Annotated in this window: 11 protein-coding genes and 1 riboswitch; of the genes, 9 read left to right on the forward strand and 2 right to left on the reverse strand. The window is 32.8% G+C overall.

All coding sequences use genetic code 11. The features are described 5' to 3' along the window. Positions 1-53 precede the first annotated feature (53 nt). On the forward strand, positions 54-2,789 hold the full coding sequence (locus RM697_RS10155) for a carboxypeptidase regulatory-like domain-containing protein (protein WP_311427777.1): 2,736 nt from the start codon (positions 54-56) through the stop codon (positions 2,787-2,789). A gap of 51 nt (positions 2,790-2,840) precedes the next feature. On the opposite strand, the gene metK is transcribed toward RM697_RS10155, so the two are convergent. Beyond that, positions 2,841-4,094, reverse strand: coding sequence for a methionine adenosyltransferase (gene metK / locus RM697_RS10160; protein WP_311427778.1), 1,254 nt, complete (start codon positions 4,092-4,094; stop codon positions 2,841-2,843). Between the two features lie 254 nt (positions 4,095-4,348). Continuing rightward, positions 4,349-4,455, forward strand: a riboswitch (SAM riboswitch). Positions 4,456-4,504: 49 nt separating this feature from the next. Between metK and RM697_RS10165 the strand changes: the two genes are divergently transcribed. From RM697_RS10165 to RM697_RS10190, 6 genes are all read left to right on the forward strand, one after another. Further along, positions 4,505-5,515, forward strand: coding sequence for a homocysteine S-methyltransferase family protein (locus RM697_RS10165; RefSeq protein ID WP_311427779.1), 1,011 nt, complete (start codon positions 4,505-4,507; stop codon positions 5,513-5,515). Next, positions 5,505-8,225 (forward strand): methionine synthase, encoded by a 2,721-nt coding sequence (gene metH / locus RM697_RS10170; protein WP_311427780.1) that lies wholly within the window; start codon positions 5,505-5,507, stop codon positions 8,223-8,225. Before RM697_RS10165 ends, metH begins: the two co-directional genes overlap by 11 nt. A 204-nt stretch (positions 8,226-8,429) precedes the next feature. Beyond that, positions 8,430-9,386, forward strand: a complete 957-nt coding sequence (metF, locus tag RM697_RS10175; protein WP_311427781.1) for a methylenetetrahydrofolate reductase [NAD(P)H] — start codon at positions 8,430-8,432, stop codon at positions 9,384-9,386. A 101-nt stretch (positions 9,387-9,487) separates the two neighbouring features. Further along, positions 9,488-10,747, forward strand: coding sequence for a pyridoxal phosphate-dependent aminotransferase (locus tag RM697_RS10180; RefSeq protein WP_311427782.1), 1,260 nt, complete (start codon positions 9,488-9,490; stop codon positions 10,745-10,747). A 77-nt stretch (positions 10,748-10,824) separates the two neighbouring features. After that, positions 10,825-11,889, forward strand: coding sequence for an acyloxyacyl hydrolase (locus tag RM697_RS10185; protein ID WP_311427783.1), 1,065 nt, complete (start codon positions 10,825-10,827; stop codon positions 11,887-11,889). Next, the gene (locus RM697_RS10190; protein WP_311427784.1) at positions 11,886-12,632 is read left to right on the forward strand and encodes a head GIN domain-containing protein; all 747 of its coding nucleotides are present in this window, start codon (positions 11,886-11,888) and stop codon (positions 12,630-12,632) included. Before RM697_RS10185 ends, RM697_RS10190 begins: the two co-directional genes overlap by 4 nt. Positions 12,633-12,813: 181 nt before the next feature. On the opposite strand, the gene gldA is transcribed toward RM697_RS10190, so the two are convergent. Continuing rightward, positions 12,814-13,707 carry a gliding motility-associated ABC transporter ATP-binding subunit GldA gene (gldA, locus tag RM697_RS10195; RefSeq protein ID WP_311427785.1) on the reverse strand — a complete coding sequence of 298 codons (894 nt, stop codon included), beginning with the start codon at positions 13,705-13,707 and terminating at the stop codon, positions 12,814-12,816. 266 nt (positions 13,708-13,973) lie between these two features. Here gldA and RM697_RS10200 point away from each other — a divergent pair, with 266 nt between their 5' ends. Together RM697_RS10200 and RM697_RS10205 are read left to right on the forward strand one after the other, a co-directional pair. Then, complete coding sequence (locus RM697_RS10200) at positions 13,974-14,801, forward strand: prephenate dehydratase (protein ID WP_311427786.1); 828 nt, start codon at positions 13,974-13,976, stop codon at positions 14,799-14,801. Next, positions 14,798-15,946 carry a pyridoxal phosphate-dependent aminotransferase gene (locus RM697_RS10205; protein WP_311427787.1) on the forward strand — a complete coding sequence of 383 codons (1,149 nt, stop codon included), beginning with the start codon at positions 14,798-14,800 and terminating at the stop codon, positions 15,944-15,946. The genes RM697_RS10200 and RM697_RS10205 overlap by 4 nt, the downstream gene beginning before the upstream one ends. Positions 15,947-15,952 lie beyond the last annotated feature (6 nt).

A 15,952-nucleotide genomic window follows, 5' to 3' on the forward strand; every position in this document is an offset into this window, starting at 1 on the left:
ATATACCTGTATGCTTGAAATTGTATTGACAATAATCAACTTAAAAATCAACCATGAAATATAAATTACTAATCATCCTATTACTGACGTGTACGTATGGATTTTCTCAAATAAAAGTGCAAGGTGTAGTAAAAGACAGTACAGGAGTAGCGCTAGAGCTTGCCAATGTTATTGCAATAAATCAAGAGACTAAAGTCTTGGAATCTTTTGGTGTTACCAACGATAAAGGTAAATATATTTTAAACTTGAGTAAGAATACTAAATACGATTTAAAAATTAGTTATTTAGGTATGAAAACGATAGAGGAAGTTCTTGAAACTAAAGAAGACAATATCCTTAAAGATGTTACTATGGTTGTGGATAATGCATTAGATGCCGTGGAGCTTACCTATGAAATGCCTGTAACTATTAAAGGTGATACTATTGTATATAATGCAGATTCATTTAAAAACGGAACTGAACGGAAATTAGAAGATGTTTTGGAAAAGTTACCTGGAGTAGAAGTTAATGATGATGGTGAGATAGAAGTAGAAGGTCAACGAGTTGGTAAAGTTATGGTTGATGGAAAAGATTTTTTTGATGGTGATACCAAAACTGCAACTAAAAATATCCCTTCAAATGCTGTTGATAAGGTAGAAATTCTAAAAAATTATTCTGAAGTTGCTCAAACAAGAGGAGTTACTAATAACATGGATAATATTGCCATAAATATTAAGCTAAAAGAGGGTAAAAAGAACTTTTGGTTTGGAAATGTCACAGCAGGTGGAGGTGCTTCAACAGATAATGAACTCTATATATTTCAACCTAAATTATTTTATTACAGTCCAGAATATAGTATAAACCTAATAGGAGATCTTAATAATATTGGAGATGTGGTGTTTACACGACAAGACTTCTTCAGGTTCAATGGAGGGTTTAGAGCACCAAGTCAAGGTAGTGGAACAAACCTTAATTTAGGTAATAATAACTTAGGTTTTGCAAACTCAAACAACGCTGTAGATGTGCAAACTAAATTTTTAGCAGGTAACTTTAGTTATTCACCAAATAAGGCATTAGACCTAAGTGGTTTTGCAATTTTTAATAGTACTAGAACATTATTACAAAGCCAGAGTGATGTAATCTATACAGACTCAAACTTAGGTATACCAAACGAGACTACCACTTCAAGAACACGTCAAAGCAGTGATTTAGGAATGCTTAAATTAAGTGCAACCTATAAACCCAATGTTAATAATCAGTTAGATTATGATATCTTATCAAGGATGTCTAAGGAGTATGAAGATAGAAATGTATTTTCAACAGTAATCGGTAATACAGATCAATTTGAAGAAACAACACCTTACAGTATTAACCAGAATGTAAATTATTACTACACCTTAAACGAATCCAATATTTTTGCGTTATCTGCACAACATTTGTTACAAGATGAAGATCCGTTTTATAATGCAGTTTTAGATAATGATCCTACCAATAATAATGACCCAGATCCTTCGTTACGAGACACTTATGACAATACTGCTGCAGGATTAGGATTAGATCAAAATCAGTTTGCTTACAATGTTAACCAAGAACGACGTGTAAAATCTAATCAATTAGATGCTAAACTAGATTACTGGAATGTATTAAACACAAAGAGTAATATCAATTTTTATTTTGGTACCATTTTAAGTCGTCAAACTTTTGATTCTGGACTGTTTCAATTCTTAGACGATAACTCTGTATTTACTCCAACACCAATAGATAATGGAGGTATAGCAACTAACGATACCGATTACAGATTCAGTGATATTTATTTAGGTGCAAGATATACCATTAAAACAGGTAAGTTTACTATAGCACCAGCAGTGTCGATGCATGCTTATGGTAACAGAAATATGCAATTAGGTGAAGAATATAAGGATAACTTTTTTAGAGTCTTACCAGATTTAGATGTAAGATTACAATTAAAGAAAAGTGAAAGACTGGTATTTAGATACAATATGCAAAACCAATTTACTGATGTTACTAATTTAGCACGAGGCATAGTATTAAATAATTACAATAATATTTTTGTTGGTAATCCAGAATTAGAAAATGCTTTATCACAGAATTTAAGTCTAAATTATTTTAGTTTTAATTTATTTAATTATACGAATGTTGTTGCCACAGTGAACTATAACAGTAGAGTAGATCAGATAAGACCATTAACTAATTTTGAAAGTGTAATTAGAAGTAGTTCTGTATTTAATTCACCTTTTGCTGATGAAACTGTAACAGCTTTTGGTAGATTTGAACGAACATTTGGAAAAATAAGAGCAAGATTATCAGCAAATTTTAATTACTCCAAGTTTAATCAGTTTGTACAGAATCAACGTTCGGTCAACGAAAACTATACGCATGGATATAGAGCAGAATTAAGAACAAATTACAGAGAAGCACCAAATTTAAGGTTACGTTATAATTTTTCAATTGCAGATAATGATCAAGGTGCAACTAGAACTAAGTTTTACACAAGCGCTCCATCCATTCAATTTGATGCATACATCTGGAAGTCATTGACTTTTAGAACCGATTATTCCTATACAAGTCAAAGACAAGAAGGAGGAGATACAGAATCCTTTGATTTTTGGAACGCATTTTTATCCTACAGAAAAGATAGAGACGCTAAGTTTGAATATGAAATTAGAGCTACAAATTTATTAAACACAAAATCTAGAATTAATAATGGCTCTAATAACTTTTCAGTATCTAGCTCAGAAACATTTATTCAACCACGTTATATAACGTTTAGGTTGCGTTATGAGATATAATAAAATCAAAAAGCCAGCTTAAGAGCTGGCTTTTTAATATGTGTCATTTTTTTATAAATTAAAAGCGGCTTTCACTTTATCTACATAGTCCAATTTTTCCCAAGTAAATAACTCTACATCCATAGTTTTAGCTTCACCATTGGGTTGTTCAAAAGTTTTAGAAACCGATTCACTTGGTCGTCCCATATGTCCGTAAGCGGCAGTCTCGCTATACATTGGTTGTCTTAATTTTAATCGAGACTCTATTGAAGAAGGTCTCATGTCAAAAATGGATTTAACCTTTTCAGCAATTTCACCATCAGTCATATTAAAAGGGCACGTTCCATAAGTATCTATAAAAATAGAGGTTGGCTCTACAACACCAATAGCATAACTTACTTGTACTAAAACTTCATCACATACACCAGCCGCAACTAAGTTTTTGGCAATATGTCTTGTTGCATAAGCTGCACTTCTATCCACTTTACTAGGATCTTTTCCAGAGAAAGCTCCACCACCATGAGCTCCTTTTCCGCCGTAAGTATCAACAATAATCTTACGGCCTGTTAATCCTGTATCACCATGAGGTCCACCAATTACAAACTTTCCTGTTGGATTAATATGGTAGGTGATTTGGTCATTAAATAAAGCTGCAATGTGCTCTGGAACTAGTGCGACTACTCTAGGTATTAAAATAGTTTTAATATCATTTCTAATTTTAGCAAGCATCTCTTCGTCGCTTCCAAAATCATCATGTTGCGTAGAGACAACAATAGCATCTATGCGTTGAGGTACATTATCATCACTATACTCAATAGTCACCTGACTTTTAGAATCTGGTCTTAAATAGGTAATGTCTTTATTTTCGCGTCTTAAATCAGCTAATTCCTTTAAAATTAAATGTGACAAGTCTAAAGCCAAAGGCATGTAATTATCTGTTTCATTAGTAGCATACCCAAACATCATACCTTGGTCTCCTGCACCTTGCTCTTCTTTAGTGGCTCTGTCAACACCTCTATTAATGTCTTCGGATTGCTCATGAATTGCAGAAAACACACCACAAGAGTTACCATCAAACATATAATCGCTTTTAGTGTAACCTATTTTGTTGATAGTCTCTCTAGCAATTTTTTGTACATCTAAATACGTATTCGACTTTACTTCACCAGCTAAGACAACTTGTCCAGTAGTAACTAAGGTTTCACAAGCTACTTTAGATTCAGGGTCGAATGCTAAAAAATTATCAATAAGTGCGTCGCTAATTTGATCAGCAACTTTATCAGGATGTCCTTCTGAAACACTCTCTGATGTAAATAAATATGGCATAATTACTATTTTAAGTTAGGATGGATTTGACGAATATTCTACCAGGAAGTTTTCACTGCCTTTAGCATTTTTTATCGAGGTTGCAATCAGTCAAATCCTTCCTCTTCAATTTTTCAAGTGCAAATGTAAAGAGTTAAAAACTAATGACAAAACAGAAATGGAATTTCTATCACAAGAGAAAAATTACCTATCACATTTGGAATTTAATTTAATTTATTGCAATCTTTGTTCTTTAAAGTTCAAACACATTTTGATTGTTATCACGAAAGGTTGAGGGATTAGACCCTTTGAAGCCTTAGCAACCTCTTAATTTTTAAGAAAGGTGCTACATTCTACTGTATAATTGCAGAACAGATAACGGAAACAGAAGTCTTCACTTTTCCTGATAACAACGAATTAAAATATCAGGAATGCCAAATATCAATACTGAAATACAAAAAAGAATCCTCGTGCTTGATGGTGCAATGGGAACTATGCTTCAGCAATATTATTTCTCCGAAGAGGATTATAGAGGTCAACGATTTAAGGATTATCCAACGACATTAAAAGGAAATAATGATTTATTATCCTTAACGCAACCAGAAGCTATAAAGGAGGTGCACCGAAAATATTTTGAAGCAGGAGCAGATATTGTAGAAACCAATACGTTTTCTGGGACATCAATTGCAATGGCAGACTACAACATGGAAGATTTAGTTTACGAGCTCAATTATGAATCTGCAAAATTAGCCAAAGAAGTTGCTAAAGAATTCACTAAGTCAAATCCTGAAAAGCCTCGTTTTGTAGCAGGAAGTATTGGGCCAACGAACAGAACGGCAAGTTTATCACCAGACGTTAATAGACCTGAATATAGAGCCATAACTTTTGATGAATTACGAATTGCCTACAAAGAGCAAGTGGAAGCTCTAATTTCTGGAGGTGTTGATGTGCTATTAGTAGAAACTATTTTTGATACCTTAAATGCTAAAGCAGCATTATTTGCTATTGAAGAGGTTAAAGAAGAACAACAAATTGATATTCCTGTTATGGTTTCGGGGACGATTACAGATGCTAGTGGAAGAACATTGTCAGGTCAAACAGTAGAGGCCTTTCTAATTTCAATATCGCATATTCCGCTGTTAAGTGTTGGGTTTAATTGTGCTTTAGGTGCAGAGCAATTAAAGCCATATTTAAAACGATTATCTAGAGAAACAGAATTTTATACCTCTGCGCATCCTAATGCTGGTTTGCCTAATGCTTTTGGCGAGTACGACCAGTCTCCAAAAGAAATGCAAGCTTTAATCGAGGATTACCTCCAAGATGGATTGATAAATATAATAGGTGGTTGCTGTGGAACAAGTCCGGATCATATTAATGCAATAGCTGAAGTAGTCTCAAAATATCAACCACGAAAAATCCAAGAGGAAGCTTATGGCAACTAAACAACTGAAATTATCTGGTTTAGAGCCATTGGTAATTACTCCTCAAAGTAATTTTATCAATGTTGGAGAGCGTACAAACGTTACAGGTTCTAGAAAGTTTTTGAGGCTTATTAAAGAAGAAAAATTTGATGAAGCTATAGAAGTGGCGCGACATCAAGTAGAAGGAGGAGCTCAGATTCTAGATGTAAATATGGATGAAGGAATGCTCGATGGTAAAGAAGCCATGGTTCATTTTTTAAATCTTATCGCTTCAGAGCCAGATATTGCTCGTATTCCTATTATGATTGATAGTTCCAAATGGGAAATCATTGAAGCAGGTTTGCAGGTTGTGCAGGGAAAAGCGGTAGTCAATTCCATTTCATTAAAAGAAGGCGAAGAAGAGTTTATTAGACAAGCAAAGCTGATTAAACGTTATGGAGCAGCAACAATTATTATGGCATTTGACGAAGATGGTCAAGCAGATAATTATGAAAGACGCATTGAAATTTGTGAACGATCCTATAAGATTTTGACTGAAAATATAGGTTTCCCTCCTCAAGACATCATATTCGATCCAAATATTTTTCCAGTTGCAACAGGAATGGAAGAACATAGACAGAACGCTTTGGACTTTTTTAAAGCTACCAAATGGATAAAAGACAATTTGCTACATGCTCATGTTTCGGGAGGTGTAAGTAATGTATCATTTTCTTTTAGAGGTAACAATACAGTGAGAGAGGCTATGCATTCCGCATTTTTGTATCATGCTATTAAACATGGGATGACAATGGGGATTGTTAATCCTGCTATGTTAGAGGTTTATGATAGTATTCCTAAAGATTTACTAGATCATGTAGAAGACGTATTGCTAGATAGAAAAGATGATGCTACTGAGCGTTTACTGGATTTTGCAGAGTCGGTTAAGGGAAATCAAAAGGAAAATGAAACCAAAGTTTTAGAATGGAGATCAAAGGCATTACAAGAGCGTATTACACATAGCTTAGTTAAGGGAATAGATGCCTTTATTGTTGAAGATGTTGAAGAAGCTAGACAATCTGTAGAAAGACCAATCCAAGTAATAGAAGGTCATTTAATGGCTGGGATGAATGTTGTTGGAGATTTGTTTGGCAGTGGTAAAATGTTTTTGCCACAAGTAGTAAAATCAGCTCGTGTAATGAAAAAAGCTGTAGCTCACCTGCAACCTTTTATTGAAGCAGAAAAAGATGGTAAAGCACAATCGGCTGGAAAAATACTAATGGCTACTGTAAAAGGCGATGTTCACGATATTGGTAAAAATATTGTGAGTGTTGTCTTAGGATGTAACAATTATGAAATCGTAGATTTAGGAGTTATGGTGCCACCAGAACGTATTATCGAAGCTGCAAAAAAAGAAAATGTCGATGTTATTGGGTTAAGTGGTTTAATTACACCATCATTAGATGAGATGGTGTATTTGGCTAGTGAAATGGAAAAAGAAAATTTGAATATTCCATTACTCATTGGAGGAGCAACAACCTCTAGAGCGCATACAGCTGTTAAGATTGCACCAAAATATCAAAACACAGTAGTTCATGTCAATGATGCATCAAGAGCAGTAACGGTTGTTGGTAATTTACTCCAAGACAATAATAAGGTTTACAAAGATGATATTAGAACAGAGTATAATCTGTTTAGAGAGCAGTTTCTTACGCGTGGTAAGCGTAAAGAATATATCTCTATTGAAGAAGCCAGAAATAAAAAGTATCAAATAGATTGGAGTAAAAGTAAAATTATTAAACCTAAACAGCTTGGTGTCCAAATTTTAAATGATTTTGATATTACTAAGTTAGAGACTTATATAGATTGGTCACCATTTTTTAGAAGTTGGGATTTGCACGGAAAATTTCCAAATATCTTAAATGATGATATTGTTGGTGAACAGGCTACAGAATTATTTAAGGATGCACAGGAATTACTGAAGCGTGTTTTTGATAAAAAATTACTCAAAGCCAAAGCAGTATTTGGTTTGTTTCCTGCCAATACAGTAAATGATGACGACATTGTTGTAACAATTAATGAAACCTGTCTCCTCGAGCGCAGTCGAGAGGTCACTGAAACACCTAAAGCTAAAGCACAGCATTTTAAATTTCTAACCCTACGTCAACAGCTCAAAAAGCGAGAAGGTGTTCCAAATTTTGCACTTTCCGATTTTATAGCACCTAAAACATCTGGTATTGAGGACTATATTGGTGCTTTTTGTGTTTCTACAGGTTTTGGAACACAAGAACTAGCTGAACAATTTGAGGCTGATAACGATGACTATAATTCTATAATGATAAAAGCATTAGCCGATCGATTGGCTGAAGCTTTTGCAGAGTATTTACATAAAGAAGTGAGAACAAAACATTGGAGTTATGCTAATGATGAAGAATTATCTAATGAAGAGCTCATTAAAGAAAACTATAAAGGTATTCGTCCTGCTCCAGGTTATCCTGCTTGCCCAGATCATTTAGAAAAACAAACCATCTGGAAGCTTTTAGATGTAGAAGAAAATATTGGTGTTAAACTTACTGAGAGTCTTGCAATGTTGCCAGCTGCAAGTGTTTCTGGGTATTATTTTGGTAACGAAGAGGCTAAATATTTTGGGCTAGGAAAAATAACAGAAGATCAATTGATAGATTATAGCAAACGTCGCGAAATCTCAATTGAAAAAGCAAAAAAATGGCTTAACCCAAACCTAGCAGAGATATAACAATTTATTATAAATCTGAAAATAATTAAATTATATAAATGTAGTAATCTTGTTAAAGATTAAAAATAATAATGATGAAAAAACACAAACTAGAAGTAAAGTTTGCTATACAGTTACTTGTTCTTGCAATCCTTGCTTTAGTAGCAGCATATTTTACTACAAAATAGTATAACCCTTGCTGAATTAAGCAAGTAAATATTTTTTATGAAAGTAACAGAACACATTAAAAATGCCAATGGTAAAACCCTATTCTCTTTTGAGATTTTGCCACCTTTGAAAGGGCAACATATTGATTCTATATTTGATAACATTAATCCCTTAATGGAATTTAAACCACCTTTTATAGATGTCACTTATCACAGAGAAGAGTACATTTATAAAGAGTTAGATAATGGATTACTAGAAAAGAAAGTGGTCAAAAAAAGACCAGGAACTGTTGGTATTTGTTCAGCTATTCAAAATAAGTATCAAGTAGATGCTATTCCTCATATTTTATGTGGAGGATTTACCAAAGAAGATACCGAGAATTTCTTAATAGATTTAGATTTCCTAGGAATTGATAATGTTATGGCATTACGAGGAGACGCTGTAAAAAGTGAAACCTATTTTAGGCCAGAAAAAGAAGGTCACAATTTTGCTAGTGACCTTGTGGCTCAAGTTCAGAATCTGAATAAAGGAAAATACCTTGATGATGAATTACAGAACTCATCAAAAACAAATTTTTGTATAGGTGTTGCAGGCTATCCAGAAAAGCATATGGAAGCTCCAAGCCTTGATAGTGATATTCATTTTCTAAAAAAGAAGATTAAAAATGGAGCAACTTATATCGTTACACAAATGTTTTTTGATAATTCTAAGTACTTTGAGTTTGTAAACAAATGCAGAACCGAAGGCATTACCGTTCCTATTATTCCAGGATTAAAACCTATAGCTACAAAAAAGCAACTGAATTTAATTCCGCATCGCTTTAAAGTAGATCTTCCAGACGAGCTTATAATGAATGTTGTAAAATGTAAAGATAATAAGGCTGTGAGACAAGTTGGTATAGAATGGTGTGTTGCACAAAGCAAAGAGCTTATTGCTCAAAATGTACCTCTAGTACATTATTATTCTATGGGAAAATCCGATAATATTTATGATATAGCATCTCAGATTTTTTAGCCAGATTTGTTATTAAGTTTAGTGCTTTTGGTAAAAAGAAACCGTCTTTATATCGTATTTTTGCAACACATAAAAATACTAACCAAACTTAAATACATTTCATGAAAACATCAGAATTAGCTGAAGGTTTAAAAGGTTCTGAAATCATAAAAATTGCAGGAGAAGTAAATGCACTTAAAGCACAAGGTGAGGTTATTTATAACCAAACTATAGGTGATTTTAATCCAAATGTATTTCCAATTCCAGTAGCCTTAAAATCAGCTATTATTGATGCTTATGAAGCTAATCATACAAACTATCCTACAGCTAATGGTATGCAAGAGCTTAGAGATACGGTTTCTAGTTATTTATCTAGGCGTTTAGGCTTAGACTATGCTTCAGATGAAATTTTAATTTCTGGTGGAGCGCGTCCTTTAATCTACGCAACATATCAAACAGTTTTAGATATTAGTGATAAAGTCCTGTATCCTGTTCCATCATGGAATAATGATGCTTACACCTATTTAGCTAGGAACAACGCAGTAGTTGTAGAGACTAAACCAGAGCATAAATTTATGCCTACAGTTGAGGACATAAAACCACAAATAAGAGATGTTAATTTAGTGGCTTTATGTTCGCCTTTGAATCCTACAGGAACTACGTTTACAAAAGAAGCTTTATCTGAAATTTGTGACTTAGTCATAGCTGAGAATGTAAGACGGCAGACATTAAATATTAAACCACTTTATGTGCTATACGATCAAATTTATTGGCAATTAACATATAATCAAACGCAGCATTACAATCCTGTAGAATTAAACTCTGAGATGAGAGATTATACCATTTTTGTAGACGGTATTTCTAAGGCGTTTGCATCTACAGGAGTTAGAGTAGGATGGGCTTTTGGGCCAAAGCATGTGATTTCTAAAATGAAAGCTATGCTAAGTCATATTGGAGCCTGGTCTCCTAAAGCAGAACAGATAGCAACAGCTTCGTTCTTAAAGCAAGATGCTGAAGTCTCTAAGTATTTAGGTTGGATAAAAGGCGAATTAGACGATAGGTTAATTTCCTTTTACAACGGATTCCAAGATTTAAAATCTAAAGGCTATTCGGTTGATGCAATTGAACCTGAAGCAGCTTTATATTTGACAGTTCAATTTGATTTGGTTGGGAAAACGACACAAAACGGACAAGTTTTAGAAGATATTAAAGCGGTAACCAGCTATTTATTAAATGAAGCAAAATTAGCAGTTGTTCCGTTTTATGCCTTTGGGACATCATTGGAGTCTAACTGGTTTAGGTTATCTGTAGGTACTGCAAAAAAAGAGGATATTTCTACAATCTTTAAGTTGCTAGAAGAAGCTTTAAATAAACTCTCCTAACTCTATTTCAATTATTCTTTTACCTTTGGCATCATTCAAAAAAAATGATGAGGTTTAAAGCATTTTTGTTTTTAGTAATGACTACCAGCTTTCTTTATGCTCAAATAGAAAAGCAGACTTCGTCGTATTTAGAATTAAATTATTTTAAAGGTAACATAGCTTTACATAATGATGATATTCTACACCTTATTACAGGACATCCTGAAGGGTTTCTTTTAAGTTGGAATAAGAAAACATTTGGTCATAATGATTGGGAACAACGTTATAATTATCCAGATTATGGTATAACATTCTCATATCAAAATTTAAAAAATTCTGTTCTTGGTAATAATTATGGATTATATGCACATTTTAATTTCTATTTCTTCAAAAGATATGTAATGCTACGTATAGGCCAAGGTCTAGCATATACAACAAATCCGTATGATAAAGTTGATAATTTTAAAAATGTTGCCTTTGGTTCAAAACTATTGAGTAGTACATTTTTAATGCTTAACTATAAGAAGGAACGCATCTTTAAAAATTTTGGTTTCCAAGCAGGATTGTCACTTTTACATTACTCAAACGCTAATGTAAAAGCGCCAAATGCGAGTATAAATTCTATAACATTTAACTTAGGTGTAAACTATAATTTTGAAGATGAAGATGAAGATTTTATTGATAATTTAGAAGAAGAAAAGTATACTGAGCCTTTTCGTTATAACATCGTATTTAGAAGTGGTATTAATGAAAGTGATGTTATAGATAGTGGTCAATTTCCATTTTATATCCTCTCTGCTTATACAGATAAACGCTTAAGTCGTAAAAGTGCTATCCAGTTAGGAACAGATGTTTTTTTCTCAAACTTTTTAAAGGAGTTAATTTATTATAAATCTGTTTCTTTTCCTGAGGAGAATGTTTCTGGAGATGAAGATTATAAACGTGTTGGTGTATTTGTAGGTCACGAGTTATTTATTAATAAACTTTCTATCTTAACACAGTTAGGTTATTATGTATATTATCCTTTTGATTTTGAGGGAAGAACGTACATTAGAGTTGGTGTTAAACGCTATTTTGGAAAGAAATGGTTTGGTGCATTAACCTTAAAATCACATGGCGCGAAAGCAGAAGCAGTTGAATTTGGAATTGGTATTAGATTATGAAAATATTAGGTTGCATACTAGGAATATTGTTCTTTTTATCATGTGATAGCAATAATGCTAGCGATTGCTTTCAAACCTCAGGACCAATAGTTCAGGAGGAAGTTCAAGTAGATCCATTTTCAAGAATATTAGTAAATAGAGGAGTTGAACTTATTCTAAAGCAAGACACTGAATATCGTATTATTATCGAATCTGGAGAAAACTTAATTGGAGATGTTTCGGTTAATCTACAAGGAAATCAGCTAATTTTGACTGATAATAATACATGCAATTATGTAAGAGATTATATATCTACAAAAGTATATGTTTCGGCTCCCAATCTTACGGAAATAAGAAGCTCAACGCAATATGATATTTCATCAGATGGTATCCTTAGTTATCCTAACTTAGCATTATCTTCTGAAGATTTTTTTGCTCCAGGAACGTATACTAGTGGAGACTTTAGACTTAATATTAATGCAAATGAATTAAAAATTATTACAAATAATTTGTCTTCGCAATACATTACAGGAACTGTTGAAACCCTCAATATTAATTTTGCCTCAGGAGCTGGACGTTTTGAAGGTGCTAATCTTTTAGCTCAAGATGTAATAATTAATCATCGTGGCTCTAATGATATGATTATTAATCCTCAACAATCTTTAACAGGACAACTTCGAGGAACAGGAGATCTTATTTCTGTAAACCAACCACCAACTGTTAATGTAGAGCAGTTATATACAGGTCAACTTATTTTTCAGTAGAAGGAGAATCAAAAAGTATTACTAATATTATCATTACTACAAAAAAACCTAATCGTGTATTCCATTCCTCTTCTAAAATATCTTTAAACCTTTTTTTGCCCAAATAATAGCACCATTTCAAACAAGCACCTATTAATTTGAAGATATCAGGTAAAATTTCTGCCATCGCAAGTTGTAATTATTAATTAGTTAACTCCCTAAACAAAGTTTCTAAACTGGCATTTTTCTGGTTAAGTTGAAGAATCTTTAATTCGTTGTCGTGAGCAAAATCAAAGACATAGGAGCGCATATCGTCAGTAGAAGAAAAGGTGATTTCATAAACAAAAGCATGAGTATTTTTTACAGACTTAACTTTTGGGAGTTTAAGTAAAAATGCATCTTCAACTCTGAAATCAAATTCTACAATAACTACTTGTTCTTGTCCTGCTCTAAGTTCATCTAACTTTTTATCTGCAACAATTTCACCTTTATTTATAATAATAACACGATCACACATAGCTTCTACTTCTTGCATAATATGTGTAGACAAGAACACCGTTTTTTTCTTCCCTACAGTTTTTATTAGATTTCTAATATCTACTAATTGATTAGGGTCTAAACCAGTAGTAGGTTCGTCTAAAATTAAAACTTCAGGATCATGCAAAAGTGCATTGGCTAAACCAACACGTTGACGATAACCTTTGGAGAGCTGTTCAATTTTTTTATGCGACTCTGAGGTTAAACCAGTTAAATCCATAACGTCATCAATTCTGGTTTTATTTGTTTTGTATACACTAGCATTAAATTGCAAATACTCTTTAACGTACATATCTAGGTACAAAGGATTATGCTCTGGTAAATAACCCACACTTTGTTGTACGTCTTTTTTAGATTTTAAAACATCAAAGCCATTAACACTTGCTTCACCTTCAGAAGCATTAAGATATGTGGTTAGAATTTTCATCATGGTAGATTTACCAGCACCATTTGGGCCTAAAAATCCAACAATTTCAGGATTTTCAACTTTAAATGAAACATTGCTCAGAGCTTTCTGATTTCCGTAGGTTTTTGTAATGTTAGAGACCTCTATTGACATATAAAATTCACTTTGATGTAAAAATAAGTATTAAATCAACGATCTAAATAAAAAAAACGTGTTCTTCATTTTGATTTTTTAATTTATTGGTTACTTTAGCCTTAACAAATGCGATTAATGAATTTAGTTCACACATATTACAGCTGGTTTTACTTCTTTTATAAAGAAACGAGACCAAGTATGTGCTAATTAATTATATCATATAAATTAAGGTCTCGATTTAAAAAGTCGAGACTTTTTTATTTATAAAAAATTAAAGAATTCTAGTGATAAAAACAGTTGCTATACAAGGCATAAAAGGATCGTTTCATCATATTGTTTCTAAAGCATATTTTGGAAACCTTGTTGATATTGTTGAGTGCTTGTCTTTTGATGCAGCAGTAGAATCATTGTTGGTTAAAGATACAAATGCTGTTATTATGGCTATAGAAAACTCTATTGCAGGTTCTATTATTCCTAATTATGCCTTAATCGACGCTCATAATTTACATATTGTTGGCGAATACTACCTCAATGTTCAGCATCATTTAATGGCTTTAAATGATCAATCTATTAATGACATAAAAGAAGTGTATTCGCACCCAATGGCTTTATTACAATGTAAAGAGTTTTTTAAAAATCAGCCACATATTAAACTCATTGAGGATAAGGATACTGCTGAAGTAGCAAAGCGGATTTCCAACAATAAGCTCAAAGGAATTGCAGCTATAGCAAGCGATTTGGCAGCTGAATTGTTTAACCTTAATATTTTAGCCGAAAGTATTCAAACTATTAAACACAACGAAACACGATTTGTCATTGTAAAAAGGAAGAATCACGAAATTTCTGAATCTGAAATTAATAAAGCGTCATTAAAATTTGAACTCGATCATCAACGAGGAAGTCTAGCGGCAATTCTTAATGTTATGAGTGATTGTAAATTAAATTTAACTAAAATACAATCCTTGCCAAAAATTGAAACACCTTGGAAATATGCCTTTTTTGTTGATGTTACTTTTACAGATTATGAAGATTATAAAAAGGCGATTGCGATAATGAAGATTATGGCTGTTGAAATTAAAGTACTAGGAGAATATAAAAACGCAAAACTATGATAGAAGGTGCAGAAAGATTGCAAACGGTAGAAGAATACTACTTTTCAAAAAAATTAAGAGAAGTTGCTCTTCTAAAAGCACAAGGTAAACCTATAATTAATCTTGGCATTGGAAGCCCAGATTTAGAACCTCCTTTCAGAGTTGTAGAGTCTTTAAAAGAGAGTTTAGCTGATACAATAGCACATAAGTATCAAAGTTACCAAGGTCTACCTGAGTTAAGAGAAGAGATCGAGAATTTTTATCGTAATAAGTTTGATGTATCGTTAAGTTCATTAACAGAAGTACTACCATTAATGGGAAGCAAAGAAGGTATTATGCATATATCTATGGCTTTTTTAAATAAAGGTGATAAAGTGCTTATTCCAAATCCAGGATATCCTACCTACAGTTCAGTAACTAAATTAGTAGGTGCAGAACCTGTGTTTTATGATCTAAAAGAAAACAATCAATGGTTGCCAGATTTTTCTCAGCTTGAAAAGCAAGACTTATCTATAGTAAAATTAATGTGGATTAGTTATCCACACATGCCAACAGGAGCTCTAGCAACGCATAAGTTTTATGATACTGTTATTGCTTTTGCAAAACGTCATAATATACTCGTTGTTAATGATAATCCGTACAGTTTTATCTTAAACGATAAGCCCAAAAGTATTCTCTATTATAAAGATGCTAAAAAACATTGTTTAGAATTAAATTCTTTGAGTAAAACCTTCAACATGGCTGGTTGGCGCGTTGGTATGATTTTAGGTCATTCAGAATATATTAAAGCAATTTTAAAGGTGAAGAGTAACATGGATTCTGGTATGTTTTATGGTATTCAGAAAGGTGCTATAGAAGCACTTAAATGCTCAGATTTGTGGTATATAAGTTTAAATAGTGTTTACCAAAGACGACGTCAATTAGTTTGGAAACTAGCTGAAGGATTAAAATGCACCTATGATAAAGATGCTTCTGGATTGTTTGTTTGGGCAAAACTACCTCCTAATCTAAAATCTGAAGATTTTATTGATGCAGTACTGAAAGAACATTCCATTTTTATTGCACCAGGAACTATTTTTGGCAGTAATGGAGAAGGTTACATAAGGTTTTCGTTGTGTGCACCAGAAGAAGAGATTGAGGAAGCTATAGCAAGAGTAAGTCAATAATTTAGT

Source organism: Microcosmobacter mediterraneus (genome assembly GCF_031846265.1).
Taxonomy (GTDB): Bacteria; Bacteroidota; Bacteroidia; order Flavobacteriales; family Flavobacteriaceae; genus Microcosmobacter; species Microcosmobacter mediterraneus.

Bases quoted from the DNA above. Each gene is read 5' to 3' on its own strand.
- metH (WP_311427780.1), top strand. From the start codon at position 5,505: ATGGCAACTAAACAACTGAAATTATCTGGTTTAGAGCCATTGGTAATT.
- metF (WP_311427781.1), top strand. From the start codon at position 8,430: ATGAAAGTAACAGAACACATTAAAAATGCCAATGGTAAAACCCTATTC.
- RM697_RS10185 (WP_311427783.1), top strand. From the start codon at position 10,825: ATGACTACCAGCTTTCTTTATGCTCAAATAGAAAAGCAGACTTCGTCG.
- gldA (WP_311427785.1), bottom strand. From the start codon at position 13,707: ATGTCAATAGAGGTCTCTAACATTACAAAAACCTACGGAAATCAGAAA.
- metK (WP_311427778.1), bottom strand. From the start codon at position 4,094: ATGCCATATTTATTTACATCAGAGAGTGTTTCAGAAGGACATCCTGAT.
- RM697_RS10180 (WP_311427782.1), top strand. From the start codon at position 9,488: ATGAAAACATCAGAATTAGCTGAAGGTTTAAAAGGTTCTGAAATCATA.
- RM697_RS10205 (WP_311427787.1), top strand. From the start codon at position 14,798: ATGATAGAAGGTGCAGAAAGATTGCAAACGGTAGAAGAATACTACTTT.
- RM697_RS10190 (WP_311427784.1), top strand. From the start codon at position 11,886: ATGAAAATATTAGGTTGCATACTAGGAATATTGTTCTTTTTATCATGT.
- RM697_RS10165 (WP_311427779.1), top strand. From the start codon at position 4,505: ATGCCAAATATCAATACTGAAATACAAAAAAGAATCCTCGTGCTTGAT.
- RM697_RS10155 (WP_311427777.1), top strand. From the start codon at position 54: ATGAAATATAAATTACTAATCATCCTATTACTGACGTGTACGTATGGA.